Source organism: Actinacidiphila cocklensis (assembly GCF_907177275.1).
Classification (GTDB): domain Bacteria; phylum Actinomycetota; class Actinomycetes; order Streptomycetales; family Streptomycetaceae; genus Actinacidiphila; species Actinacidiphila cocklensis.
Map to the genome: position 1 here is coordinate 128,164 of NZ_CAJSLV010000114.1, position 24,480 is coordinate 152,643.

Annotated in this window: 19 protein-coding genes and 1 pseudogene; 8 read left to right on the forward strand and 12 right to left on the reverse strand. The window is 73.3% G+C overall.

Features of this window, described 5'->3' with window-relative positions; all coding sequences use genetic code 11:
* Nucleotides 1–18: 18 nt before the first annotated feature.
* From NFU81_RS38125 to NFU81_RS38140, 4 genes are all read left to right on the forward strand, one after another.
* On the forward strand, nucleotides 19–549 hold the full coding sequence (locus NFU81_RS38125) for a MarR family winged helix-turn-helix transcriptional regulator (protein ID WP_251501072.1): 531 nt from the start codon (nucleotides 19–21) through the stop codon (nucleotides 547–549).
* Between the two features lie 239 nt (nucleotides 550–788).
* Entirely contained in the window at nucleotides 789–3,668 is a 2,880-nt protein-coding gene (locus tag NFU81_RS38130; protein ID WP_251501074.1) for a SpoIIE family protein phosphatase, read from the forward strand.
* Nucleotides 3,669–3,782: 114 nt separating this feature from the next.
* Nucleotides 3,783–4,367, forward strand: a complete 585-nt coding sequence (locus tag NFU81_RS38135; protein WP_251501076.1) for a hypothetical protein — start codon at nucleotides 3,783–3,785, stop codon at nucleotides 4,365–4,367.
* Between the two features lie 126 nt (nucleotides 4,368–4,493).
* A complete protein-coding gene (locus NFU81_RS38140; protein ID WP_251501077.1) occupies nucleotides 4,494–4,736 on the forward strand; it encodes a hypothetical protein in 243 nt (80 codons plus the stop codon).
* 89 nt (nucleotides 4,737–4,825) lie between these two features.
* Here the strand turns inward: NFU81_RS38140 and NFU81_RS38145 are convergent, their stop codons facing one another.
* Nucleotides 4,826–5,530 (reverse strand): DUF4230 domain-containing protein, encoded by a 705-nt coding sequence (locus NFU81_RS38145; protein WP_251501079.1) that lies wholly within the window; start codon nucleotides 5,528–5,530, stop codon nucleotides 4,826–4,828.
* A 210-nt stretch (nucleotides 5,531–5,740) separates the two neighbouring features.
* Between NFU81_RS38145 and NFU81_RS38150 the strand changes: the two are divergent.
* A pseudogene (locus NFU81_RS38150) lies at nucleotides 5,741–6,457 on the forward strand (YihY/virulence factor BrkB family protein); the annotation flags it as partial.
* Between the two features lie 10 nt (nucleotides 6,458–6,467).
* On the opposite strand, the gene NFU81_RS38155 reads toward NFU81_RS38150, so the two are convergent.
* Both NFU81_RS38155 and NFU81_RS38160 read right to left on the reverse strand, forming a co-directional pair.
* Nucleotides 6,468–7,355, reverse strand: a complete 888-nt coding sequence (locus NFU81_RS38155) for a YihY/virulence factor BrkB family protein (RefSeq protein WP_251501081.1) — start codon at nucleotides 7,353–7,355, stop codon at nucleotides 6,468–6,470.
* A gap of 87 nt (nucleotides 7,356–7,442) precedes the next feature.
* Nucleotides 7,443–7,814 carry a YkvA family protein gene (locus tag NFU81_RS38160; RefSeq protein ID WP_251501082.1) on the reverse strand — a complete coding sequence of 124 codons (372 nt, stop codon included), beginning with the start codon at nucleotides 7,812–7,814 and terminating at the stop codon, nucleotides 7,443–7,445.
* Nucleotides 7,815–7,927: 113 nt separating this feature from the next.
* On the opposite strand from NFU81_RS38160, the gene NFU81_RS38165 reads away from it, so the two are divergent.
* On the forward strand, nucleotides 7,928–8,737 hold the full coding sequence (locus NFU81_RS38165; protein ID WP_251501084.1) for a hypothetical protein: 810 nt from the start codon (nucleotides 7,928–7,930) through the stop codon (nucleotides 8,735–8,737).
* Between the two features lie 234 nt (nucleotides 8,738–8,971).
* Nucleotides 8,972–10,006, forward strand: coding sequence for a C40 family peptidase (locus NFU81_RS38170; protein ID WP_251501085.1), 1,035 nt, complete (start codon nucleotides 8,972–8,974; stop codon nucleotides 10,004–10,006).
* Between the two features lie 63 nt (nucleotides 10,007–10,069).
* Here the strand turns inward: NFU81_RS38170 and NFU81_RS38175 are convergent, their stop codons facing one another.
* The 6 genes from NFU81_RS38175 to NFU81_RS38200 all read right to left on the reverse strand — a co-directional run bounded on the left by NFU81_RS38175 (nucleotide 10,070) and on the right by NFU81_RS38200 (nucleotide 15,919).
* The gene (locus tag NFU81_RS38175) at nucleotides 10,070–10,927 is read right to left on the reverse strand and encodes an ABC transporter permease (protein ID WP_251501087.1); all 858 of its coding nucleotides are present in this window, start codon (nucleotides 10,925–10,927) and stop codon (nucleotides 10,070–10,072) included.
* On the reverse strand, nucleotides 10,924–11,847 hold the full coding sequence (locus NFU81_RS38180; protein WP_251501089.1) for an ABC transporter permease: 924 nt from the start codon (nucleotides 11,845–11,847) through the stop codon (nucleotides 10,924–10,926). Before NFU81_RS38180 ends, NFU81_RS38175 begins: the two co-directional genes overlap by 4 nt.
* Nucleotides 11,844–13,028: an ABC transporter ATP-binding protein gene (locus NFU81_RS38185; protein ID WP_251501091.1), complete on the reverse strand. Its 1,185-nt coding sequence runs from the start codon at nucleotides 13,026–13,028 to the stop codon at nucleotides 11,844–11,846. The genes NFU81_RS38180 and NFU81_RS38185 overlap by 4 nt, the downstream gene beginning before the upstream one ends.
* On the reverse strand, nucleotides 13,025–14,287 hold the full coding sequence (locus NFU81_RS38190; RefSeq protein ID WP_251501093.1) for an extracellular solute-binding protein: 1,263 nt from the start codon (nucleotides 14,285–14,287) through the stop codon (nucleotides 13,025–13,027). Before NFU81_RS38190 ends, NFU81_RS38185 begins: the two co-directional genes overlap by 4 nt.
* Before the next feature lie 77 nt (nucleotides 14,288–14,364).
* On the reverse strand, nucleotides 14,365–15,030 hold the full coding sequence (locus NFU81_RS38195) for a GntR family transcriptional regulator (RefSeq protein ID WP_251501096.1): 666 nt from the start codon (nucleotides 15,028–15,030) through the stop codon (nucleotides 14,365–14,367).
* A gap of 292 nt (nucleotides 15,031–15,322) precedes the next feature.
* Nucleotides 15,323–15,919 carry an HD domain-containing protein gene (locus tag NFU81_RS38200; RefSeq protein ID WP_251501099.1) on the reverse strand — a complete coding sequence of 199 codons (597 nt, stop codon included), beginning with the start codon at nucleotides 15,917–15,919 and terminating at the stop codon, nucleotides 15,323–15,325.
* Nucleotides 15,920–16,175: 256 nt separating this feature from the next.
* Between NFU81_RS38200 and NFU81_RS38205 the strand changes: the two genes are divergently transcribed.
* Nucleotides 16,176–18,008 carry a cholesterol oxidase substrate-binding domain-containing protein gene (locus tag NFU81_RS38205; protein WP_251501102.1) on the forward strand — a complete coding sequence of 611 codons (1,833 nt, stop codon included), beginning with the start codon at nucleotides 16,176–16,178 and terminating at the stop codon, nucleotides 18,006–18,008.
* Between the two features lie 18 nt (nucleotides 18,009–18,026).
* On the opposite strand, the gene NFU81_RS38210 is transcribed toward NFU81_RS38205, so the two are convergent.
* The 3 genes from NFU81_RS38210 to NFU81_RS38220 form a co-directional block, all read right to left on the reverse strand.
* Nucleotides 18,027–21,620 carry an NACHT domain-containing protein gene (locus tag NFU81_RS38210; RefSeq protein WP_251501105.1) on the reverse strand — a complete coding sequence of 1,198 codons (3,594 nt, stop codon included), beginning with the start codon at nucleotides 21,618–21,620 and terminating at the stop codon, nucleotides 18,027–18,029.
* Between the two features lie 123 nt (nucleotides 21,621–21,743).
* Nucleotides 21,744–24,047, reverse strand: a complete 2,304-nt coding sequence (locus tag NFU81_RS38215) for a caspase, EACC1-associated type (protein ID WP_251501108.1) — start codon at nucleotides 24,045–24,047, stop codon at nucleotides 21,744–21,746.
* The gene (locus NFU81_RS38220; RefSeq protein ID WP_251501110.1) at nucleotides 24,034–24,444 is read right to left on the reverse strand and encodes a hypothetical protein; all 411 of its coding nucleotides are present in this window, start codon (nucleotides 24,442–24,444) and stop codon (nucleotides 24,034–24,036) included. The genes NFU81_RS38215 and NFU81_RS38220 overlap by 14 nt, the downstream gene beginning before the upstream one ends.
* Between the last annotated feature and the right edge of the window lie 36 nt (nucleotides 24,445–24,480).

Below are 24,480 nucleotides of genomic sequence, written 5' to 3' on the forward strand. Positions count from 1 at the left end.
ACCAGGTAGCGTGAGGGGATGACCGACAGCCAGCCCCCCGCCGGTGCGGGAGCGGAAAGCGTGCCGCCGCTCGACCCGGCCCAGCTGGGCACCTACTTCGTCCTCATGGAAGCGGTCAGCCTGCTGCAACACCAGGTCGAGCAGCAGCTGCGCGCCGAGGGCGGCATCAGCTACGTGCAGTTCCAGCTGCTGGCCCGGCTCGCCCACGGCGACGGCCCGCTGACCATGACCGGACTGGCCGACGGCGTCGTCTACAGCCGCAGCGGCCTGACCTACCAGGCCGGGCTCCTGGAGAAGTCCGGCCTGATCACCCGCGACCCCAGCCCCGACGACGACCGCGCCACCCTCGTCTCGGTCACCGACGACGGCCGGGCGCTCGTCGACCGCGTCCTGCCCGGTCACGTCCAGGTCGTCCGCAGCCTGCTCTTCGACCCCCTCGCCGGTGACGACGTGCGCCACCTCGGCGACGTCATGACCCGCGTGCGCGACCACATGCGCGCCCAGCCGCCCCGCTCGGCCGCCTCGCGCAGGCGGCGCCCCGCGCCATGACCCCCGGCGGGCCGGGCTGACGGGCCACCAGGTGCGGATCGCGGACGCTTCCGGCCCGCCCCCGCCCACGGCTGCGATGCGGTGAACATCACCCCCTGCTTATGCTTGTGGGGGAGGGAGCCTCTTGGGCCGGCGCGCTGTGCCGGCTCGGCAACCTGCCCCTGGCCTGTCGGGGCAGCGGGGAAGGCGATGCGATGGTTTCCCGACGCTCAGTGCCCGCAGAACCGGCCGTTGACGGGATGCGTCTGCAGTGGCTGGACAGTCTCGATCCGGCCGCCGACGTCTCCGACGTGCTGGCGATGGCCCTGCCGCAGGCGGCGGCCGGCCTCGCGGCGCTCGGCAGCATGGTGCACCTGTCCGGCCGCGACGACCGGACGCTGCGTCTGGCATCGGCCAGCTCGCTGCCCACCGCGCTCGCGCAGGCCTGGGAACTGCTGGACATCGACGGCGGGACCGCCCTGGCGCCGGTGCGGGCCGTGCTGGCCAACGACGTCGCGTGGTCGACCGCGCAGCCTCCCTCGCTGGCGCCCGGGCCGCAGCCGGGCGTGCTGTCCGCCCCCGTCACCGTCGGCGGCGCACCGGTCGGCGCCCTGTCGGTCCTGGCGGCACACGAGCCGCCCGCGGACCGCAAGCTCTTCCTGCGGACCCTGGCCGCGGCGATCGGCGTGCGGCTGGCGGCGGCACGGCAGCAGCGCGACGGCACCGCCCCGTGGTGGCAGGTGCCGCTCGACCGGCGCGTGATGCGCCGGGTCCGGGTCGGGACGTGGAGCTGGGACCTGGCGAGCGGCCGGCTCGACTTCGACGAGCCGGCCGAGGACCTCGTGCACCTGGCGGGCCTCGACCTGCGGTCCTGGGACCGGCAGATCGACTCGTGGATGGCGCGCGTCCATCCCGACGACCGCCCCGGGGTCGACGAGGCGATCGCGCAGTCGATGCGCGAGGGCTCGGCCTACGCGGTCGAATACCGCGTAGTCGACCGAGAAGGCCGCGCGGCGTGGCTGGAATTCCGCGGCGCCTTCGAGTACGACGCCGCCGGGCAGCCGGTCCGGATGGTCGGCACGGCATGGAACACCACCCCCCGGCGGACCCGCGAGGCATGGCTGGTCGGACTGCTGGAGTGGTACCCGCGGCCGCTCTACGTCCTCGCCGGCGACGGCGCGGTGGAGTGGGTCAACCGCGCAGGCCGGGCCTGGGCGGAGGAACACGGTTCGCAGGGGACCGACTGCGCACTGTGGGAGTCCGTGCCGGCCTTGCGCGAGCAGGGCGTGCAGGACCTGGTCGCCCGGGCACGGGCCGCCCCCGGCACCGCGACCACGCTCACGGTCAGCACGCCGGGACGCGACTCGGGCGCGGCCGCGTACACCGAGCTGACCGCGGTCGGAATCGGCGACTACGTGTCGATAACCCTCGCCGACGTGACGGCGAGGACGCTGGCGGACCACCGGTCCGCTGCCATGTCGGAACTGGCCGAGGCGCTGATCCGCGCCCTCACGATGCGCGACGTGGTCGAAGTGGTCGTCCGCCACATGCTGCCCATGGTCGGCGCCACCGGGCTGGTCGCACACGATCTGACCGGCCCGCGGCCGAAGCTGATCGACGCGGTGGGGTACGCCCCGGCCTTCCTGGAAGCGCTGGCGGACCAGGGCTGGCCGCAACGGCTGGCGTCCTCGGAACTGTCCGGCGCGCAACTGCTGTTCATCACCTCCCCGGCGGAGTTCCGCCGCCGCTGGCCGCGGGTCGTGCCCGTGGCGGACCAGGGCCGCAACCAGGCGTGGGCGGTGCTGCCGCTGATCGCCGGCGGACGGCACCTGGGCTCGTGCGTCATCAGCTGGCCCGCACAGCGCACCTTCGACGCGGACGACCGAGCGTTCCTGAGCACCGTCGGGGTGGTGCTGTCGAAGGCCATGGGCAACGCGGCGGCGTACGAGGAGGCCCAGGAGCGCGCCGAGCGGCTGCAGAAGGAACTGCTGCCGGGCGAACTGCCCGACCTGGTCGCGGTGCAGACCGCGGCCCGCTGGCGTGCCGCCGCAGGCCAGGACGTCGGCGGCGACTGGTACGACACGGTGCCGCTGCCCGGCGGGCGCACCCTGGCCGTCGCAGGCGACGTCGCCGGCCACGGCCTGGAGCAGGCCATCACGATGGGCATCATCCGGCACGCCGTGCTCACCATCGCCTCGCTCGACCTGCCGCTCGACGAGCTGCTCGCCCGCGTCGGGGACGTCGCGGTCCGCCTCGCGGGGCCCCTGCCGGACCAGACGGTGTACGCCACCTGCGTCATGGTCGTGTACGACGCCACGACCGGGGTGTGCGAGGTGGCCAGCGCGGGCCACCTCGCACCGGTCGTCCACCGGCCCGGCAGGCAGCCGGCCGTCCTCGATGTGGCCGCCGGGCCGCCGCTGGGACTCGCGCAGGTCATCGACCCCCTCCCGGTCGAGGTCACCACCACGGTCCTGGAACCGGGCAGCACCCTGCTGCTCTACACCAACGGGACGCTCGGCTCCTCGTCCCCCGACCCCGCGCCCCTGGTCGAGGCCCTCGCCCGGCGCACCGCCGCGGCGCCCGCGCCGGCCGACCCCGACCGGCGCGCGCGCTGGCTGACGGAGCTGTGCGGGACCATCACCCACGACCTGCCGCCCGACCCCGACCACCAGGACGACTCCGCGCTGCTGCTGCTGAACACCGGCCGGGTACCGCCCGAGGACGTCATGGTGGCCGACCTGCCGCTGGAGCCGCGGTCCGCTGCCCGCGCCCGGGACCTGACCGCCATTCAGCTCGGCCGCTGGGGCCTGGCCGAGCTGACCGACAGCGCCGCCCTCATCGTCAGCGAACTGGCCGGCAACGTCATCCGCCACACCGGGCGCGGCCTGGACGGGGCGGACATGATCCGGCTGCGGCTGCTGCACCTCGACGGCGGCGTGGTCACCGAGGTCTACGACGGCACCGAGTCCGCCCCCCGGGTCCGCCACCCCAGCCTGGACGACGAGTTCGGGCGCGGCCTCCAGATCGTCGCCGTCGCCTCCCGCAGCCGCTGGGGAGCCCGGTACGTCCCCGGCGGGAAGTGCATCTGGGCGCAACTCGACCCGGACAGCGACGAGATGCCGCACGCCTCGGCCGTATGAGCCCGCGCGTCCTGTGATGTGACCCGACCGCCCGGCCACCCGACGCCTTCCCGGGGAACCCGCGCCGCCGCGTCGCCGTCTCAGTGGTCGGTACACCGTCTGAAGGGAACGTGAATGAGTATCTGGGTGGGGAAGCGGCGCGGGTGGCAGTGGGGGGCCGCGGGGGTCGCCCTGGCAACGGCAGGAGCGGTCGGCCTGATCCTGCACGGGCAGGCGCAGCCGGCACCGCCGCACGTCGACGCCGCGCTCGACCGTACGGTCCTCCCCGTGGTGGACCATTACGTGCTGACGGCCCCGCAGGGTCCGCTCGGAGGCGAGATGCCCGCCGCGGGGAACGGGTCCGCGCCGCGCGGGTTCTGCACCGAGCGGGTCGTCGAGATCCGTCCCGCCGGAGCAGCCCTGCGGGTGGGCCTGGTGGCCTGGTGCGGGCACTTCGTCCGTGACGGCCCCCGGGCGACCCCGCTGGACGGCGTGGTGACGGCCGGTGAGCTGACCGTCTCACCGGCCTCGGCCCCGGCCCGGGTGACCGCGGCGTCCTGGGAGCCCGACGACCGGTTCTCCACCTGGGCACCGGCCCATTTCTCCGCCGGCGGCGCCGCCGAGGCCCAACGGCTCCTCGGCGACAGCGCGGCGAACCTCACCGACCCTGCGGACAAGGCACGCGCCGCCTTCGGCCTGAGCGCACCCGGCGCCGGCTGAAGGCGGACCAGGTTCACCGACTTCAACGACCTCGAACACGAACTCGGCCTGTACGGCACCGACGGGCAGGCCACCGCGACCGGCCGGGCGCTGGCCGAGGCGGTCGCGGACGCGCGGCGGGACGCGGTGAGTCCCGCGCCGCGCCGCCTGGCGCTGCGGCTGCCCGAGCCCGCCGCCGGCGATCCGCGGGAGCAGTACGCCCCGGGGGGCGCGGTCTTCGACGCCTGGATGGCGCTGGCGGGCGCCGGCCTGCGGCCCGCGCTGGTCCGCCCCGCGGACCTCGCGGACGGGACCGCGGCCCGCCGGGGGATCACGCAGACGCTCACCGTCGAGGACGTCGCCCTCCGGCTGGCGGGGGAGGGCATCTGAGGGGACCGGCCGCGGGACTCCGCGGCCGGTGACGGGGCTGCGTCGCAAGTGTCCGCGCGGACGCCCGCGCGGACACTTGCGACGTGGGATCACCGGGACGGGGACGCCGAAGCCGACGCTGACGGCGTGGGCTGCGGGGCGGGGCCGAACCGGATGTCGACGTGGGTGAAGCCGAGCGACGTGAGCATGCCCTGGAGCATGGATCGGGTGTTGGTCTCGGCCCGGGCGGTCAACTGGGTCACCTTGGCGGCGTCCTGGATCTTCTGCGCGGCCAGGATGCCCAGCTTCTGGGCGTTCCCGGTGTCGCTGCCGAAGAAGTCGCCGACCCGGTCGAAGAAACCGCGCTGCTGCGAGACGACGTAGGAGTGCTCGGGGTCCAGGTTCGTCCGCTCCAGTGCCGCGTGCGGCAGCCGGATCGCGGCGGACTTGCGGTCGTCGCTCACCGTGACGGCGCCGGTCTTCACCGCGCCGAGGTCGACGTAGGCGTCCACGCTGCCGGCCCCCACGTACAGGGTCCGTTCGCCGTGCACGATGTCCGGCAGGTATTTGGCGTCCTTCTGCAGGTCGACGACGACCTCGAAGTTGCCGCTCGCCCCCTCGTAGCGGTTCATGTCCTGGATCGACTTCAGCAGGACAGGCCCGCTGCGGTCGTTGGTCCGTTCTGCGAACGGGTTGGGCAGTCCCGGCAACAGGTGGAGTCTGCCCAGTACCAGGGCGAGCACCACCAGCCCCACCAGCGCGATGGCGGCGCGTGCCCACCAGGGTGTGCGGCTCATCGCGAGTTGCGCGTTCATGGCGTACCTCCTCAAGGGTCCGCCTGCCCGCAGAACGCCCGAAGATGGTCGGGCCGCGGCTCGAAAAGCGTCGAACGATCCTTTCCGGCCAAGTATGTTGGCGCGGCCGAAACGGGGGCAGACGTTCCGCGTCGGTTGCGGTGTGCGGCGTGGAGCCGGAGGGGGTGTCAGATCACGGTGTTCGGCATGCTCAAGACCCTGGTCAAGGCCATGGTGGCGGCCTGGGACAAGGACGCGACCGAGAGGGCCGCGGCGCTGACCTATTACGCGGTGTTGGCGCTTTTCCCCGCCCTGCTGATGACGCTGTCCCTGGTCGGGCTGACCGGCAGCCCCGACGGCAGCGGGGTCCCGGGCGGGCTGGAAGTGCTGATGCCGGGCCAGTCGCGGCCGCTGGTGGCCAACGCGCTGCGGCAGATGGCCGAGGACGCCTCGGCGACCACCTCGCTGGCCGCGGCCAGCGGGGCGGGGGCGGCATGGGCCGCCTGCAGTTACGCCGCGGTCTTCCGGCGCGCGCTGCACCACATCCACGGCGTGCCTGACCACCGTCCCGCCTGGCGCACCGCGCCGCGGGTGGTCCTCACCGCGCTCATGCTGCTGGTCCTGATGGCGTGCAGCACCATCTGCGTGGTCGTCAGCGGCGAACTCGCCCACCGGACGGGCGACCTGCTGCACCTGGGCGGCCAGATGGTGTCGGCGTGGCGCGCGCTGCGCTGGCCGGTACTGGTCGCCGTCGCCGCGGCGACGGTGCTGATCCTCTTCCGCTCGGGACCGCCGGTCGCGCGCGGTGTCCGGACGGCCGCGCCCGGCGGCGGGGTGGCGATCGGCCTGTGGCTGCTCATCTCGGCCGGCTTCGCGACGTACACCGCCCGCCTGGGCACGTACGACCGGCTGTACGGCCAGCTGTCCGGCGCGGTCGCCTTCCTGGTGTGGCTGTGGTTCAGCAATCTCGCGCTGCTGGTCGGTGCCCACTACAACGCGGAGCGGGACCGTCTGCTCGCCCCTGCCGCGGAACCGGCGGCGCCTCCCGCGGCCCTTCCGGCGGCCCGCGGTGATGCAGCTGCCGCCCGACCAGCGCGCCGCCGAAAATGACGAAGCCCACCCCGATCAGCCAGCTCTGCACCATCAGCACCGTGCCGACCGGGCCGTACGTCACCGCGCTGGTCAGCGTCAGCGGCGAGAGCACCAGCACCGAGAAGACCCGCAGCCCCACCAGGCCGGCCATGGTGCACACCGCGCCGGTGAGGGCCGGGCGCCACGGGACGCGGTTGCCGAGCAGGAAGCGCTGGCCCCACCAGAAGAAGAGCACCCCGCAGGTGAGGGTGAAGGCGATCCGCAGCGCGGACGGCAGCGCCCCGCCGTCCAGCACGGTGCCGCTCTGCGCCTCGACGAACAGGTACCCGGTCAGCACCGCGAGCCACACCGCCCGCCGCCAGACCGCGTGCCAGGGGATCGCCGGCAGGTCCCAGACCCGCTCGTAGCCGGTCGCGACGCTCGCCGCGAAGGACAGCCCGAACACCGCCAGCGCCGCCAGGCTGAGCGCGCTGGTGGTGCTCAGCACCTTGCCCGGGGTCGAGAACAGCCTCCGCACGGTCGCCGCAGGACCCGCCGACAGGCCCATGCCGTCCACGATCCACTGCGCGAACCCCGCCCGCTGGTACGGCACGGCGGCCGCCACCACGATCAGCAGCGGCATCAGCGTCACCACGCCGAGCGCCGCGAAGCCCATCGAGCGGTGCATCAGCTCCATGTCCGTGCCCTGCCGCCAGATGCGGCCCGGCGCCGAACGCCGCCACGCCGCCCCGACCCGGTCCGCCCTTCCGGCCATGTCCCGCCACCTCCGCCGCGCGCAATCCCGCGTCGACCGCCGCCTGTGCGGATACCCCTGGACGGCACCCGTACGCGGCCGGTGCGGTTACCTGCCGCCCTTGCGGGCGGGGGTCGCGCCGTCCTCGCCGGTGCCGTCGCGGGCGACGCCCTCGCGGGACACGCCGTAACGGCGGGCGGCCGCGTGCAGGGAGCGCAGGGCCAGCAGCAGGAAGCCGATGTCGTCGAGGTAGATCGGGTCGGGCAGCAGGTCCACCGGCCAGACGAGGTAGGCCACCGACGCCCAGAACATCGTCTTGTGCGACATCGGGATGCCGGACGCCTTGAGCAGGCGCCACGAGCGGACCAGTTTGACCAGCAGCCGGACCGCGACCACCAGGCTCACCGCCGCGACCACCGCCAGCAGCCAGAGCAGCGACCGCTCCCTGCCGTCCATCTGCACCACCTCCGTGCCGTCCACGACGGCTTGCCCTCTCGTCTGCCCCGTATATCGGCGGATGCGCCGCTGGAGATGACCCGGCCGCCCCGCGGGAGTCCGGGCGTGCGATCGCGTGACAGGGGAAGGCTGCCGCCATGGACAGATCAGATGTGCCGGCCCGGCCGGCCGCCCCGCCGCGCGTTCCCGAGCAGGTGCCCCCCGCCGGCCGCGGCAGGGGGCCGGCGCGGGCGGTCGTCGTGTGCTGCGTGCTCGCGCTCGCCGTCGGTCTCGTCGTCGTCCTCACCGACGACGACGGCGGCGGCCCTGCGGACCGGCGGGCACTGACCGCGCCGGGCTTCCGGGCCGCCGACCCGGGCACGGTCGTCCTCGACGGGGTGTCAGGCACCGTCCAGGTCACCGCCGACGCCGACGCGCGTGCGGTCACCGGCAGCTTCCACCGGGCCGACGGCCGGCCCGCCGCCCTGCGCGGCGCCACCGTGGACGACCCGGCATCCGGCGGTCGCGCGCTGAGCCTGCGCTGCGAGGACGACCGCGGCCTGCCGCAGCCCTGCGCCGGGGACCTGGTCCTGACGCTGCCCCCGCACACCGGGCTGCGGCTGCGGCAGACCTCCGGCGTGGCCGTGCTGCGGGGGCTTGGCGGCGATTTGGGCCTGGACGCGTCGTCCATACAACTCACCACCAGGGACCTGCGCTCCCCGCACGCCGAGGTGACGGTGGTGTCGGGAAGCGCCGACATCGGCTTCGCCGCCGCACCGGCCGACCTCGACCTGCACGCCTCGTCCGCCTCCGTCGCCGTCCGCCTGCCGCGCACCGGCGACGGATACGCCGTCACCACGACCGCCGCCTCCGCGGACGTCCAGGTCCTGGTGCCGCGCGACCCCTCGGCCGGCCACCGGGTGGCCCTCACCGTCGCCTCCGGCTCCCTGTCGGTCCAGGACGCATGAACCCCGGTGGCAGGCGGCGATCGTCCTGGGTGCCCGACCAGGGCCGATGCGGACCGTGACGGGACACGAACCGGTCGTGTTTTTGCCTTGAAGGATTTGAATCGGTCACGGAAAGGTCACTAGGGTCAGGTCTCCAACCTCCGCGCAGTCGATCATCCAATCCGGGTGGCGCGTCGGGGGCCGCCCGCCAGTGGTCAACCGGTAGGCGGCTGAAGGAAGAAGGAGCTCGCCTTCGTGGCGTCCCACCGTCGTCCCAAGCCGGCAAGCCGCACGCGGGTCACCGTCCTGACGGCGGCTGCCGCCGCCGCGGTCGCGCTCTCCGCCCAGGCGGCCAACGCCGCCCCCGCCAAGCCCAGCAAGCCCACCTCGGTCAAGGACGCCAAGGCCCAGGTGGACGCGCTCTACACGCAGGCGGAGCAGGCCACCGAGAAGTACGACGCGGCCAACGAGAAGCTCAAGTCGCTGCAGACCGAGGCCGGCACGCTGCAGGACCAGGTGGCGAAGCAGCAGCAGCACCTCAACACGCTGCGCGACAGCATCGGCACCATCGCGGCCTCGCAGTACCGCACCGGCGGAATCGACCCGTCGCTGCAGCTGTTCCTGTCCTCCAACCCGGACAGCTACCTGGACCAGGCCACCGCCCTCGACCAGATCAGCTCCCTGCAGACCAGTGCGCTGCAGCAACTCCAGGACGCCAAGCGGACCCTGGACCAGGAGCGGGCCGAGGCCACCGCCAAGCTCACCGAGCTGCAGGCCACCAAGACCGAACTGGGCAACCGCAAGACCGAGGCCAAGAACAAGCTGGCCCAGGCGCAGGCGATCCTCAACTCGCTCACCGCCGCCCAGCGCGCCCAGATAGCCGACGACGCGGCCCGCGCCAACCGCTCCACCGAGCGCCCCCCGATGGGCGGCACCCCCGCCTCCGGCCACGCGGCCGCCGCCTACGCCGCCGCCCAGACCAAGGTGGGCGACCCCTACGCCTGGAGCGAGGACGGCCCCAACTCCTTCGACTGCTCCGGGCTCACCTCCTGGGCCTACCGCCAGGCCGGGATCACCATCCCCAGGACCGCGGCCCAGCAGGCCAACTACGGCCCGCACCTGTCCATGTCGCAGCTCAAGGTCGGCGACCTGGTCATCTTCTACAGCGACCACCACCATGTCGGCTTCTACGCCGGCGACGGCAAGGTGCTGCACGCCCCCAAGCCCGGAGCGTTCGTACGCTACGAGTCGATCGGCAACATGCCCTTCCAGTTCGGCGTCCGCATCTGACCCCTCGCGGGACCGGCCGGCCCCCGTCCGGCAGCGGCCGGGAGCCGGGTGCGCCGGAGGGGGTCACTCGGAGGAGCGGGCGACCAGCTGCGTGGGGTTGACGAAGCGGAGCGCGACGAGCAGCAGCACGGCCATCGTGCCGGTGTAGATCACCGCCATCGCGTCGATGGACTGGGTGCTGCGGATCCCGGCCGAATTGACCGCGGAGAACAGCGCCACGACGAGTGTCTCGCTGCCCGGTCCCGCGGTCAGGAAGGTGAGTTCGAACATCCCGAAGGTGCGTACCAGCACCAGGATGCCGGCGGCGAGTATGCCCGGCAGCATCAGCGGCGACAGGATGCGGGTCAGTACGGTCCAGGTGGACGCCCCGCACATCCGCGCCGCCGCCTCGATCTTCGGGTCGATCTGCTCGATGAACGGTGTCATCGTGAAGATCACGAAGGGGATGGACGGGACGAGGTTGGCGAGCACCACGCCGGTGACGGACCCGGCCAGGTGGAACTTGTACAGCACTGTGGCCATGGGGATGCCGTAGGCGATCGGCGGCACGAGGATGGGCAGTACGAACAGGGTCGTCAGCAGGTGCTTGCCGGGGAAGTCCCGGCGGGCCAGCGCGTACGAGGCCGGCACGGCCAGCACCAGCGACACGAGCACCACCAGGAAGGTCACCTCGACGGTGGTCCGCAGCACCTCGCCGAGGCCGAACTCCTTCCAGGCGTCGCTGTACCAGTGGCCGGTCCAGCCCGTGGGCAGCCAGGCGGTGAACCAGCTGCGGCCCAGCGAGTTGAGCAGCACGGTGGTGATGACGCCGAGCAGGTTGACGAAGAAGAACACCAGCACCGCCCAGGTCAGCCAGGCCCCCGGCCGAAGTGCGAGCCCCCGGCGTCCGCCTGCCGCGGCAGCGGTCGTCTGCGCGCTCATCCCTTGCCTCCGGTCGATCCGCGGTAGAGCCGGGAGCGCAGCCCCGTGACGGCGGCGAGGACGACGAGCATCAGCGCGGTCATGATCATCGCGTCGGCGCTGCCCTGCGCGTAGTCGAAGCGCTCCAGGGCGGCCTGGTAGGCCTCGATGGAGATGACGTGGGTGCTGCCGTTGGGGTCGCCGACCATCATCGCCGAGGGGAAGACGGCGAAGGCCATCACGAAGCTGAGGCAGAAGGTCGTCATCAGCCCGGGCAGCAGCAGCGGGAAGGTGACGTACCGGAACCGCTGCCACCAGCCGGCGCCCAGGGTGGCCGCGGCCTTCTCCAGGCTGGGGTGGATGCCGGAGAGGTAGGAGTGGGTCAGCAGGTAGGCGAACGGGAAGCCGCTGATGACCAGCGACAGCAGCACCCCGGTGTAGTTCATGGTCAGTTGCACGGGGGAGTCGGCCAGCCCCAGCAGGTGCAGGGTGCGGTTGAACCAGCCGGCCGGTCCGTAGAACTCCAGGATGCCCTCGGCGGTCAGCACCGTGCCCAGCGTGATCGGGACGACCAGCAGCGCCAGCAGCAGCCGCTTGCCGCGGAAGTCGCGCCGCATCCGGTACGAGATCGGCACGGAGACGCCCACGTTGATGAGCGAGGCCGGGATGGCCAGCGAGAAGGTGGCCCAGACGGACTTGCGGGAGAAGGGCTCGGCGAAGAACTGCCGGTACGCCCCGAACACGCCCCCCTTGGCCGGTTGGAAGGACAGCTGCAGGCCGTACAGGAACGGGTAGCAGAACAGTGCGATCACCGCGAGCGCCGCCGGCAGCACCAGCAGCAGCGTCCGGTCCATGCCGCGCTCCGCCAGCCGGTGCCGCAGCGCGGCCTTCGCCGGGGGGCCGGCCACCGCCGGCGCGGTGCCCACGGGCAGGCCGCTCATCGGGACACCTCCGCCGCACCGGGAGCCCCGGCCGGGTCCGGTCCGGGTCCCGTCCCGGGGCTCGGGAACAGCAGCGCGCGGTCGGCGTCCACGGTCACGGCGAGCGCGTCGCCCGGCCGTATCCCGCCGTCGGCGCGCAGGTGGATACGGTCGCCGTCGCCGGTCACCGCCTCCACGTGCAGCGCCCTGCCGTGGTACTCGACGATCTGGGCCACGGCCTCGGCGATCGGCTGCTCGCCAGGTCCTGCGACCCGCACGTCCTCGGGGCGGATCGCGACGGTGGCCTCGCGGCCCTCCGCCACCGGGCCGCCGCCGACCAGGGTCCCGGTGAGCCGCAGGCCGCGCCGCTGCACGACCGCCCGCGACCCCCGCACGGAGACCACGTCCAGCGCCAGCAGGTTGCGGTAGCCCATGAAGGCGGCGACGTGCGGGTCGGCCGGGTGCTCGTAGAGCTCGGCCGGGGTGCCGATCTGGCTGACCCGGCCGGCCTCCAGCACGACCAGCCGGTCCGCCAGCGACAGCGCCTCCTCCTGGTCGTGCGTCACATAGACGGTGGTGAGCCCGAACTCCTGGTGGATGCGCCGGATCTCGCTGCGCATCTCCAGCCGCAGGGCCGCGTCCAGGTTGGACAGCGGCTCGTCCATCAGCACCAGGGGCGGCTCCATGACGATGGCGCGGGCGATGGCCACCCGCTGCTGCTGCCCGCCGGACAGCTGCCCCGGGTGCTTGTGCGCCTGCTCGGTCAGCCGCACCAGGCGCAGCACCTCGTCGACCCGCCGGGTGGTCTCGGCCCTGCCGACGCCGCGCATCTTCAGCCCGAAGGCCACGTTGCCGCGCACCGTCAGATGCGGGAAGAGCGCGTAGTTCTGGAAGACCATGCCGAAACCGCGCTTCTCGGGCGGCACGGTGTCCACCCGCCTGCCGTCCAGGACGATCTCGCCGGCGGTCAGCGGCAGCAGGCCCGCGAGGCAGTTCAGCGCGGTGGTCTTGCCGCACCCCGAAGGGCCGAGCAGGGCGACGAACTCGCCGCCCCTGATGGTCAGGTCCAGCGGGTGCAGTGCGGTGTACGAGCCGTAGGCGCGGCTGACGCCCCGCAGCCGCAGCTCGCCCAGCTGGGAGCCGGCGGGGGAGGCTGCTGCCGGTGTCCTGGCGCCGTCGGTCATGTCGGGCACCGTGCTCACTTCGTCGAGCCGATCTTCTTGTCCCACAGGTCGAACGCGGTGACCTGGGCGGTGGCGGGCAGCGAGTTCTTGATGGGGTTGCCGCTGATCCAGCCGTCGAACTCCGGGTCGCCGTAGGTCGCGATGGCCTGCCGGGAGGCGGCCGGGGCCTGGCTGAGGCTGACACCCTTGACCGCGGGGCCGGGGTAGAAGTAGCCCTGGTCGTAGGTGACGGCCTGCTGCTCGGGGGTGAGCATGAAGGCGATCAGCCGCAGTGCGGCGATCAGCTCGTCGTTCGAGACGCCCTTCGGGATGATGCCGAACTGCGCGTCGCTGACCCAGGTGAGGTTGTCGAACTTGGCGACCTTCATGGACTTCGGCACGGTGCCCAGCACGCGCGGGTTGATGTACCAGCCGGTGGTGCTGGCGAGCATGTGGACGGTGCCCTGCGCCAGGTTGGTCATGGTCGCGGACGTCTTGGTCGGGTAGTTGGCCGCGTGCTTGTTCAGCTCCGTCAGGTAGGCCCACGTCTTGGACCAGCCGTTGACCGGGTCGCCCGGGTCGGAGTCGCCGAGCAGGTACGGCAGGCCCATGAGGAAGGTGCGGCCGGGGCCGGAGTTGCGCGGCTGGGCGTACTGGAACTTCCCCGGGTTGGCCTTGGCCCAGTCCAGCAGCGCGTCGGTGGTGGTGGGCGGGGTGGCGACCTTGGCCGGGTCGTACTCCAGCAGCGGCCCCGAGGGGTACCAGACCAGCTCCACGGCCTGGTCCTGGGCGAGCGCGGCCATGGACGCGGCGGGCGCCTGGTAGCCGGCCATCAGCCCGGGCAGGAAGGCGTCGTAGTACGGCTTGAGGTCGTACCACAGGCCCTTCTGGATACCCGCGGACAGCCCGTCGGTGCCGCTCAGCACCAGCTGGATCTGCACGTTCCCCGCCTGCTGCTGCGCCTGCACCTTCGGGGCGAGCTCGGGCGCGGTGCCGGTGGAGGTGGTGACCCTGGAGACGATCTCGGGGTGCTTGGCCTTGAAGGCGTCGATGATCGGCTGGGTGAGGGCGAGGTTTCCCGCGACGTCCAGGATGTTCAGCGTGACCGGCTTGGACGGTGCGGTGGCCAGGGTGCTCGGCGCCGCCTTGTCGGGGGTGTCGCTGCTGGGTGCGCCGCACGCGGCGAGCACGGGGCCGGCGGCAGCGGCGGAGGCGAGGGTGCCGAGTACCCGGCGGCGGGACGGGTTCCCCCGGGTGCCGCGGGCTGTTCCGGTGGGGGAGCTGCTGCTGTGGGACATGGCTGATGGTGCCCTTCGGTCGCAGGAAGTGAACGTGGGGCGTACGGGTGCGGAGCCGACCGCTCGTCAGGAGGTGCTCAGGCCTCGTCCTCGGGGAAGTTGCGCGCCACGAAGGACGCGATGTGCCGGTGCATCAGGTCCCTGACCAGCTCGGCGTCCCCGGCCTCCGCGGCCTGCAGGATCGCGCGGTGCTCGGCCGCCTCCAGTTCCCAGGAGGGCTGCCGGGACCAGGCCGCGCTGGACAGCAGCGCGGTCTGGTCGCGCAGGTCGTCCAGCGACTTCACCAGCAGGGGGTTGCCGCAGCCCGAGTACAGCGCCCGGTGGAAGGCCCGGTTGGCCAGCGACCGCTCGGCGGTGTCCGCCGCCCGGTCGGCTCTCTCCAGGGCCTCCCGCGCGTCCTGCCCGATCCGTTCCGACGTGGCGCTGCGGGCGGCCGCGGCGGGTTCGAGCAGCAGGCGCATGTCGTACACGCAGCGCGCGTGGGCCTGGTCGACCTCGCGCACCGCGGCGCCCTTGTACGCGCTCGTGGTCACCAGCCCCGAGGCCGCCAGGGTCTTCAGGGCCTCGCGCACCGGGGTCTTGGAGACGTGCAGCCGCTCCGCGAGATCCGCCTCGACCAGGGCCTGACCGGGCTTCAGCTCCCCGGTCAGGATCGCGTGCTTGAGGGAATCGAGAACCGCCTCGGAACGGGAGGGCGGGACGCCGGGGTGGGGTCCGCCGCTGTGGGCGAGAGTGTCGGGCACGGTGTGCTGCTCCCAGGGCCGAACCAGTCATGCCAGATGATGCATGGCATCTGATATATGATGTGCGACCGTAGGCGCCCGGGAGTTGACGGTCAAGAGGTTGCGCAGCGGTTCGCCTGGGGCGGGTCCGCAAGGTCCCGTCGTCCGCCCGAGGGGCGGGGCCGACGGTGTCTGGCGCGTGCGATCGCAAGGCGAAGGGTCGTCCTCGTAGTGGGCCTATTCGACGAGCCCGACAACGCTGGGAGCGCGCGCGCCAGGCGCTGTCGGCCAGACGGGACCTTGCGGACCCGCCCTAGGCCGGGGCGTCCAGCGGGTTGCCGGCCATCCTGGCGGCCAGGCCGGAGCGCATCGCAGTGGCCGCGGAGCTGGTGGGTTTGCGCGCGGCCTGGGCCTCGAAGCAGGCCAGGAACCGCTCGCCGAGGTCCAGCCGGGGGTAGCGCTCCAGCACCTCGGCCCGGAAGTCCGCGGGGTAGTCGTCCGCGTCCTTGCCGGTGATCTCGGTGGCGGTGGCGCGGGACAGCAGGTGTCCCTCGGGGTCCGCGGCCGCGTCCACCTGCGGCCACATGTGGCGGACGATCACCTCCGCCAGGCGCCCGCGCCGCTGCGCGCCCCACCCGGCGCCGGCGGCGAAGACCTGCGCCACATGGCCGCCGGCCTCCTCGAACGCCACGGTGTGGCTGTCGAAGGCCGGTACGAGCCCCATGTCGTGGAACAGCGCGGCGACGTAGAGCAGTTCCGGGTCGAAGGGGATGCCGTCCGCCGCGCCGCGGGCGGCCGCCCAGAGGTAGGCGCGCAGCGAGTGGTTGACCATCGCGGGGGACTGGTAGGCGGTGACCACCTCCAGGGCGGCGGCCGATGTCGCACTGTCGGGCACGGTGATGGCTTGCATGTGATTCCTCTACGGGCTGAGCGGCGGTGTCCGGGCACACCGATGCCCGTACGGCTCGGCAGGGCACGCGATGCGTCGCGATCTCGACCGTATGCTCAGGCCCGTCCATCCGCGTGGGCCATTTCGGGGGCAAGGCGATGAGCCATTTCCGCATCGGCGGTGAGGCGGCCGCCGATCCGGTGCAGGATCACTCCTGTAGGGCGGAAGCGGCCCGGCAGGGGCCGCTCCCGCGCGGACCAGGGGAGGGGTGGCGGGGATGGCGCACGATTCTTCCGACCAGGGCGGCGGTCTGTCGCGCCGCAGGCTGCTGGCGTCGTCGGCCGCGGCGGGCGGCGCGGTCTGGCTGCTGCGCGGGCTGGCCCGGCCCGGCAGCGCCGAGGCGGCCTCGGGACCGCCGCCCGGCTTCCCGGCCGGGCTCGACGTCTACCAGCGCGTCTACGAGAACTGGGCCGGCGAGATCCGCACCGACCAGCTGTGGACCTGCGCGCCGCGCAGCCCGCAGGAGGTGCTCGACGTCGTCAACTGGGCGTACGGGGCCGGCTGGACGGTACGCGCGCAGGGGCATCGGCACGGCTGGGCACCCCTGACGGTGGCCGGCGGCACACCCGCCGCGGCCCAGGTCGTCCTGCTGGACACCACCGCCCACCTCACCGCGATGTCGCTGGAGCAGCAGGCAGCCGACGGGTCCGCCGCGGTCCGGGTCCAGGCCGGCGCCTCGCTGGAGGCGCTGCTCGCGTACGCCGGCGCCGGCGGATACGGGGTCACCGCGGCGCCCGCACCCGGCGACCTCTCGGTCGGCGGCGCGCTCGCCATCGGCGCGCACGGCACGGCCGTGCCCGCGGCCGGCGAGAGCCCCTCACCCGGCCACGGCTACGGCTCGCTGAGCAACCTGGTCACCGAGCTGACCGCGGTCGTCTGGGACGGCGGCGCCGGACGCTACGTCCTGCGGACCGTCGGCCGGGCCGAACCCGACTGCGCCGCGCTCCTGACCCACCTCGGCCGCTCCCTGGTCACCGAGGCCGTCCTGCGGGTCGGCGCCGACGGCAACCTGCGCTGCCGGTCCTTCCTGGACATCCCCGCCACCGAGCTGTTCGCCGCCCCCGGCGCGCCGGCCGGCACGCGGACCCTGGCCGGGTTCGTGGACGGCACCGGCCGGGCGGAGGCGATCTGGTTCGCCTTCACCGACAAGCCCTGGCTGAAGACCTGGAGCGTCACCCCGAACCGGCCGCTCGCCGCCCGCGCGGTCGCCGAGCCGTACAACTACCCCTTCTCCGACTCCCTCCCCGAGCCGCTGGCACGGCTCGCCGGGAGCCTGGTCTCCGGGGCCTGGGCGAGCGCACCGCTCTTCGGGCAGGTCCAGTACCTGCTGGCCAAGGTCGCGCTGACCGGCGACATCACCGACGTCCTGCTCTCCGGGACGCTCGTGCAGGACGTGCTGACCGGCGACGTCCTCACCCACCTGCTCGCGGACGGCCTGCGCTCCGACCTGTGGGGCGCCTCCCGCAACCTGCTGGAGTACGTGCGGCCCACCACTCTGCGCGAGACCGCCAACGGCTACGCCGTCCTCACCCGCCGCGCCGATCTGCAGTGGGTGGTCAGCGCGTTCGCCGACTTCTACCGCACGCTGCTCGCTCAGTACGCGGCACGCGGCGAGTACCCGGTCAACGGCCAGGTCGAGATCCGGGTGACCGGCCTGGAGGACCCGGCCGTGTGCGGCGTCCCCGGCGCGCGGCCCCCGCTGCTGTCCGCGCTGCGGCCGCGTCCCGACCGGCCCGACGTCGACACCGCCGTGTGGATCGACATCCTCTCCCTGCCGGCCACCCCCGCCCTGCACCGCTTCTACCGCGACGTCGAGCAGTTCCTGCTGGGCCTGGACGGTGACCGGGCGACGGTCCGCGTCGAGTGGTCCAAGGGCTGGGCCTACACCCCCACCGCCGCGTGGTCCGACCCGGACGTCCTGACCGGCGCCATCCCCGCGAGCCACCGCGCCGGCGGCGGCCCCGGCTGGGACGAGGCGGTCGCGGTCCTCGACCGCCTCGACCCCCACCGGGTGCTGTCCAGCCCCTTCCTGGACGCCCTGCTGCGCTGAGCCGGGCGGCTGCGCGGGTCAGGCGCTGCCCTGGCCGACCATGAGGTAGGAGTCGAAGTTCACGTTCACCGAGCGGGCGTCCTTGAGCTCGTCGATCACGTCCAGCGGCAGCCAGTCGGTGATGCCGTCGAAGCTGACGCGGCGCAGGGCCGGCAGGGAGAGCAGCGGGGCGATGTTCGTCAGCGCCGAGCAGCGTTCCAGGACGACCTCCTCCAGGTGCATCAGGCCGGTCAGCGGGGCGAGGTCCTGCACGGCGCTGCCGCTCAGGTCCAGGCGCCGCAGGTCGCGCATGCCGCTGACGCTGTCGATGCGGGTGAGCGAGCGGCAGTTCTCCAGCGTGAGCCGGCGTATCCCGTGCAGGGGCTCCACGGCCGTCAGGGACGTCAGGTCGTCCACCTTGTTCGCGCTGAGCAGCGTGAGGACGCCGCAACTCGCCACGCTCCGCACGTCGGCGAGGGTGGGCCTGCCGTTGAGGGTGACCTCGCGCAGGCGGCTGTCTGCGGCGTCGGGGAGGACCACCGGGCTCGGCCGGTCCGCGGCCAGCGTCAGGTTCAGCCGGCGCAGGCTGCGCAGTTCGGTGAGCGCGGCGGCGTCGTGCAGCCCGCCGGAGGGGTTCAGCCGCAGGGTCCGCAGGTCGCCGAGGTGCCGCAGCGCGTCCAGGTCGTGCAGCCGGCCGCCGGAGACCTGGAGGTTGCGCAGCTCCTCCAGCGGCCGGAGCCAGGACCAGTCGTCGAACTCCACCTGGTCCAGGAGCAGGTTCTGCAGATTGCGCAGCGGCGCAAGGAACGCCCCGTCGGTCATGTGCCGGCACTGCAGGGCGAACAGCTGCCGCAGGCCTGTCAGCGCCGACAGCGGGGTGAAGTCCCGCAGCAGCCCGCCCGACAGGAAGCCCAGGCTCACCAGGGTCTGGAGGGCCTCGATACCGTCCAGGCGGTGCAGTTCGAGCGCGGTGCAGTCCAGCTCCTCGATGCTGCGCAGGCCCTTCCAGGACGCCAGGTCCGGGTGCCCCGATCCGGCACTGCCGCCGAAGACGAGGCGGCGGACGGTGTGGAGCCGGCCGACGGCCGCCAGCTTGGCCGCCGAGTCGACGCGCACGGTCGCGCCGCCGAAGTCGACCATGCTGAGCACGCGCTGGGCGTAGTCCGTCGGGTCGAAGCGGTCCCACACCTCGGTGAGGACCTCCCGCGCCCAGGCCGGCGTCGTGTGCTGACCCGTCAGCTCCTCGGCGTACTTCCCTATCAGGTCCATGGCCTCGGGTGTGCCGATGTGCGCGGCGGCGACGATGCAGGCGTCCGCCCACGCCGGGTCGTGGGTGTGCCCGGCGAGCCAGCCCAGGACGTGGTCCCCGTTGCGGGAGCGGACGAGCTTGGCGGCCTCGTCGCGGTCGCGGGGCGGGAAGATCTCGGCGAGATGCGTCCTGACCGGCTCGACGATCGCCAGCTCGACCTTGGCGGTGCTCACGCACTCGGCGATCAGCAATTGCAGCTCCCGGCGCTGGTCGGGGGCGCTGTCGGCCTCCGCCATCAGGCTCCGCACGAGGGCGCTGGCGTCGCGCCGGTTGCACTTGGCCGCGGCGAACGCCGCGATCCGCCACCAGATCGGATCGCCGTTGCGCAGCTGCGGCACGATGTCCTGCGCCTCCCCGCGATCCGCGTAGTCGCAGGCGGCCAGGTACTCCTGGAAGGTGCGGTGGGCGAACTGCACCTCGTTGCCGCCGACGTGCTGCAGCACCGCGCTGCGCTGGGCGACGTACCGGAGCGCGTGGTCGACCGTGGTGCGCGAGCCGACGAAGCCGCTGATCAGGTCGGTGAGCAGCTCGTGGACGGTCACGTCGCCCCGGTCGTGCTCCCGCAGCTCGTCCCACGCCTTCGCGGACGGCGGGGAGAACGCGGTGAGCGGGCGCAGCCGGATGGTGGTCAGCGCGTTGTCGGCCATGTACCGCGCGATGGCCTGCAGGTAGGCGCGCTTGTCGGACAGGTCGATCTGGTCGGCCATCGGCACCTGCCGCTGGATCTCCCGCGCGTTCGTCAGGGCGTTGATCACCTGCTCGTACAGATGCGCCCGGCTCCTGGGCTCCACGGTCTCGTTGACGGCGTAGAAGGCGCACAGCATCGCACACAGCAGCGGAGTCTCGGCCAGGTCCCGCACCAGCGGGCGGCTGGCGATGTGCTCCAGGAGGCGGTTCCTGCGCTGGGCGTACCGCTTCTTGCGGTTGCCGGGAACCGACGACAGCAGCGGCAGGTACCAGCGGTGGACGAAGCTCTGGATCGCCGGCAGCCCCATGGCGTCCAGCTCCAGGTGGTCGAAGTCGTGCCGGTCGAACCAGGAGGTGTCCAGGCCCTCAGGGCGCGAGGTGACGATGAACTTGGCGTCCGGGTACTGCGTGATCAGCGAGTTGATCCACTCGTTCACGTCCTGCCGGTGCCGGTGCGGCAGCGGCGGCAGCTCGTCGAAGCCGTCGAGGATCACCAGCGCCCGGCCCTGTTCGAGCCGCTCGTGCAGCCAGCCTTCCGGGAGCTTCCCCAGCCGCCGGGTGGCGACCCGGGCCAGGTCGGCGACGTCGAGGCTGCGCGGCTTGCCGTCGCTGAAGATGTAGCGCAGCTGGATGACGAAGGGCAGCAGGTCCTGCCAGCGCCGCAGCGCCTCGGGGAAGTTGCTGCGGGCGGCGCCGAGCGCCAGCCACTGGGTCACGGTCGTCTTGCCGGAGCCGGCGGCGCCGGTGAGCAGCACGCGGTAGGGGCGCGGGTGGTCCGCGGCCTGCGCCGGGTGGGTGACGATCCGGCGGCCGTGGCGGTCCCGGCGTATCCGGCACGCGTCGGCGATCATCGTGTCCACGTTGGCGCGTGACGTGCCGTCCGCGTGGCGGGCGTCGCGGGTCGAGGACTGCAGCGTGATGTAGCCGACGTCGACCGGCTGCCGGCGCAGGATCTCCGGGATGTCGATGCCGAAGAGCTCCATGGTGTCGTACGCCTCGATCACGGCGGTGGCGTACCGGCTCTCGAAGGTGCTGACCTCGTCGGTGACGTCCTTGTGGGCGGTGGGGATGCGGACCGCCTCGACGCCCTCGGCCAGGCCCCGTTCGACGGCCTGGATGAGCATGCCGGGCGGCAGCTGGCCCGCCTCGCGCACCACCGTGGTCAGATGGCTGACGAGCGACCGGATGTACTGGGCGGCGTGCCCCAGCAGGACGCGGCCGTAGCGGTGGAACTCCTCTTCCGCGTCCGCCTTGCCCCAGGACTTGACCGCCTCGCGCCGCAGCAGCAGCTCCACGCTCTCCCCGCGGGGTCCCAGCGACGCCATCCCGCGCTGCGTCAGGCGCAGGCCGTCCAGGGCGCTGATGATTCCGGCGATCACCCGGTCCTTCTGCTCTGCCGGGACCGCCTCGTGCCGGTTGCTGTCGAACGCCTCCAGAGCGCCGCCCAGTTGGTCCTTCGCCGCCTCGACGGCCCGGGACAGGGAGCGCCGGTCGCGCAGGCCGGTGTCGGGGCGGACCAGTGCGGCCGTGATGGCCTGCGGGCTGCTGAGCACCTGCTCCTCCGGGCGGTCGAGCACCACCCGGAAAGACGCCCCCACCAGGGCCAGTGCCAGGGAATCGAAACCGTCTGCTGACATCTGCCTGCTCCTCGGCGCATTCGGACCGGTCTTGCCCGGTCCACCCCCTATGCGGCTCTCTGTTCCCTACCCGCTGTGCGCGTGCGCCTACCGTGCCGTCAGGTGCGGCAGCCCCGCGGCGCCTCAGACCATCGCCAGGTACTCGCGGACCGCGTCACCGACCGCCCGCAGCAGGTCCAGCTGGACGGGGAAGGGGTCCCACACCCCGGCCGTACCCATCTCCTGGAAGGTGCAGGAGACCGCGTCGTAGGTCGCCCGGGGCCACACCTCGGCCAGCCGGCCCGCGACCGCCGCCGCGTCCGCCTCCCCGGAGTTCGCCGCCACCGCCTCCAGGGGAGCCGCCAACGCCGTCGCCAGCGCGGCGCTCAGTACGCGTACGTGGGCGGGCGCGTCGCGGAAACCCACCTCGAAATCCCGGCCCACCTGGGCGAGGCAGGCTGCCGCGCCCGGGAGCATGCCGCCGCCGACGGCGGCCTGGCAGACCCGTACCGCGGACCGGACGAGCGCCGCGCTCCCGTCCGCCCCGCCGACCTCTATCACGGCGACCCCGCCGAAGAGCCTGGCGAGCCGCTCCCGCTGCCGTGCGCGCTCCTCCTGCGAGGGCGCCCTCTCGATCAGGGCGCGGATGACGTCGAAGCGCTGGGCGAGGGCGGCGATGTCGCCCGTGCCGTCGCTGAGCACCACCGAGGACGAGGTGACGACCGCTCGGCGCGCGGTCCCGAGCAACTCCAGGTCGGCGTAGCGCAGGGACTCCTCGTCGGAGACGACCCCGGCGCCGGACCAGGCCGCCACGTCCCGCAGGGTCTCCGTGCCGGCCGCGACGACCACGGCTCCGCGCCCGCCGCCGGGCCGCGGCCCGGCCGGCAGCGCGTCGTCGGCGACGGTGTGGGCGAGGACGACGAGCGGGCGGCCCGCGGTGTCCACGACGTCCACAAGAGACTTCAGCGCCGCCCCCGACGACAGGCTGAAGTCGCACAGCGCGACGTAGGGCCGCTCCAGGACGATGCCGCCGGCCGGCTCGGCCGCCCGCGGCGGCGGCACCAGGCGCCGGCCGTCCAGCCGCAGGCCCTCCTCGATCCTGAGGCCGAGTCCGGGGGAGTGGCCCTCCTCGACTCTCACGACGCCTTCTCGGCCGACCTTGTCGAGCGCCTGCGAGACGATGCGGCCGACCTGCGGATCGCGGGTGGCGGTCACGGCGATCTGCTGGACGTCCAGCGCCGTCCGCACGCCCCTTGCCAGCGGGAGCAACGCGGAACCCGCGGCGCCGACCACCGCCTCCACGCCCCTGGCCAGCAGCGCCGGGTGCGTCCCCGCGCGCAGCGCGGGCTGCAGCGACCCCAGCAGGGCCTCCAGGACGAGGACCGCGCCGGCGGCCCCGTCGCCGGACTGCGTGCGCATCCGTGTCACCAGAGCGCGCACCAGGTCCAGGCCGAGCCCGGCCCACGCTGTCGCGGGGGTGAGGGCGTGGACCGCGGCGGAGGCGTCGGCGGTGCGCAGCAGGGTGCCGTCGGCCTGCCTGACCACCGCGAAGCGCGGCAGCGGACCCACCGTCGCCCGCACCGCCTCGGCTGCGGCCGCGACGCCGGCGTGGATCTCGTACGCCCGCCGGTCGCCCACGGAGGCCGGCGGCAGGACCGCGTAACCCCCGGGGACTGCGCCTGCCCGTGCCCCGGCCGCGGCGCTCCGGGCGACGACGATGGCGGCCTCGCTCCCGAGCACCCAGAGCCGGGGGGTCTGCCTGGCGTCCCTGGCCTTCATGGTCTCGCTGACGTGGCCGAACAGGTCGTCGACACTGACCAGGCCGTCCTTGTCGCGGTCGGCCTCTCCGGTCCGCAGGCCCTCGACGGCCGCGGAGGTGAACACCGACATCGTCCCGGTGGTGCTGCCGCGGTCGGTGAGGCCGTTCTCCTCCCAGGCGAGCTGGAGTTCGTTGGTCGACGTGATGACCGCGGTGCCGCCCTTCCCGAGGTGCTCGGCGATATCGGCCGACGGCGGCCCCTTCGCGCCCGGGTCGAAGGCCCCGCTGTAGCAGCAGTCGAGCACCAGCACCTTGCTGCGCGCCCGGCAGTTCTTCAGCCGCTCGTTGAGGAACGCCGCGGAGACCGCGGCGGATTCGAGCAGGTCCCGGTCGAACTCGGTGTCGGCGGCCGCCAGATAGAGCCGCCCGTCGTCGTCCTTGACGCCGTGGCAGGAGAAGTAGAGGAGCAGTTCGTCGGCGGTCCTGCGGCGCGCGAGGAACCTGTCGATCCTGCGCCGGACCACATGGGCGGGCTCGTCGACGACGTAGTGGACGGTGTAGCCGCCGATGTCCGGGTCCGCCAGGACGCCGCCGAGCGCGTTGCCGTCGTGCCCGGGGGCGTACAGCCGGTTCCACCGCGGGTCCTCGTAGACCGAGGTCGTGACGATCAGCGCCTCACGCCCCGCCATCGCCGCCCGGTTCCGGTACGTCCTGCGCGCCGGTCCTCGCCACGAAGTGCGCCACCAGGGCGTCCTGCTGCTCGCGGGTGAGCCCCGAGCCGGTGAACGACTCCTCGCCCAGGCGGATCTCCACGCTGCGGGCCTTGGACCGGTCCGCCCAGGCCTGCAGCGCACCGAGCACGGTGGCGAAGACATGCGGTGCGAGCGTGACGGCGAGGGCGCCGACGGCCACCTCCGTCCCCGACTTGGGGCCTTGCCGAACACCCGCGCCGGAGGGGGACAGCCGTACGTCCTCCACGTCGAGTTCGAGCAGCTGCCGCCGTAACCGCCCGGTGGCGACGAACAGTTCACTCGCGTCGGCGTCCGCTCCCAGACCGACGACGACTTCCACGTCCACGAAGGGCATGGTCCCCACCTCCCCGGAGCGAATCGTACCGAACGC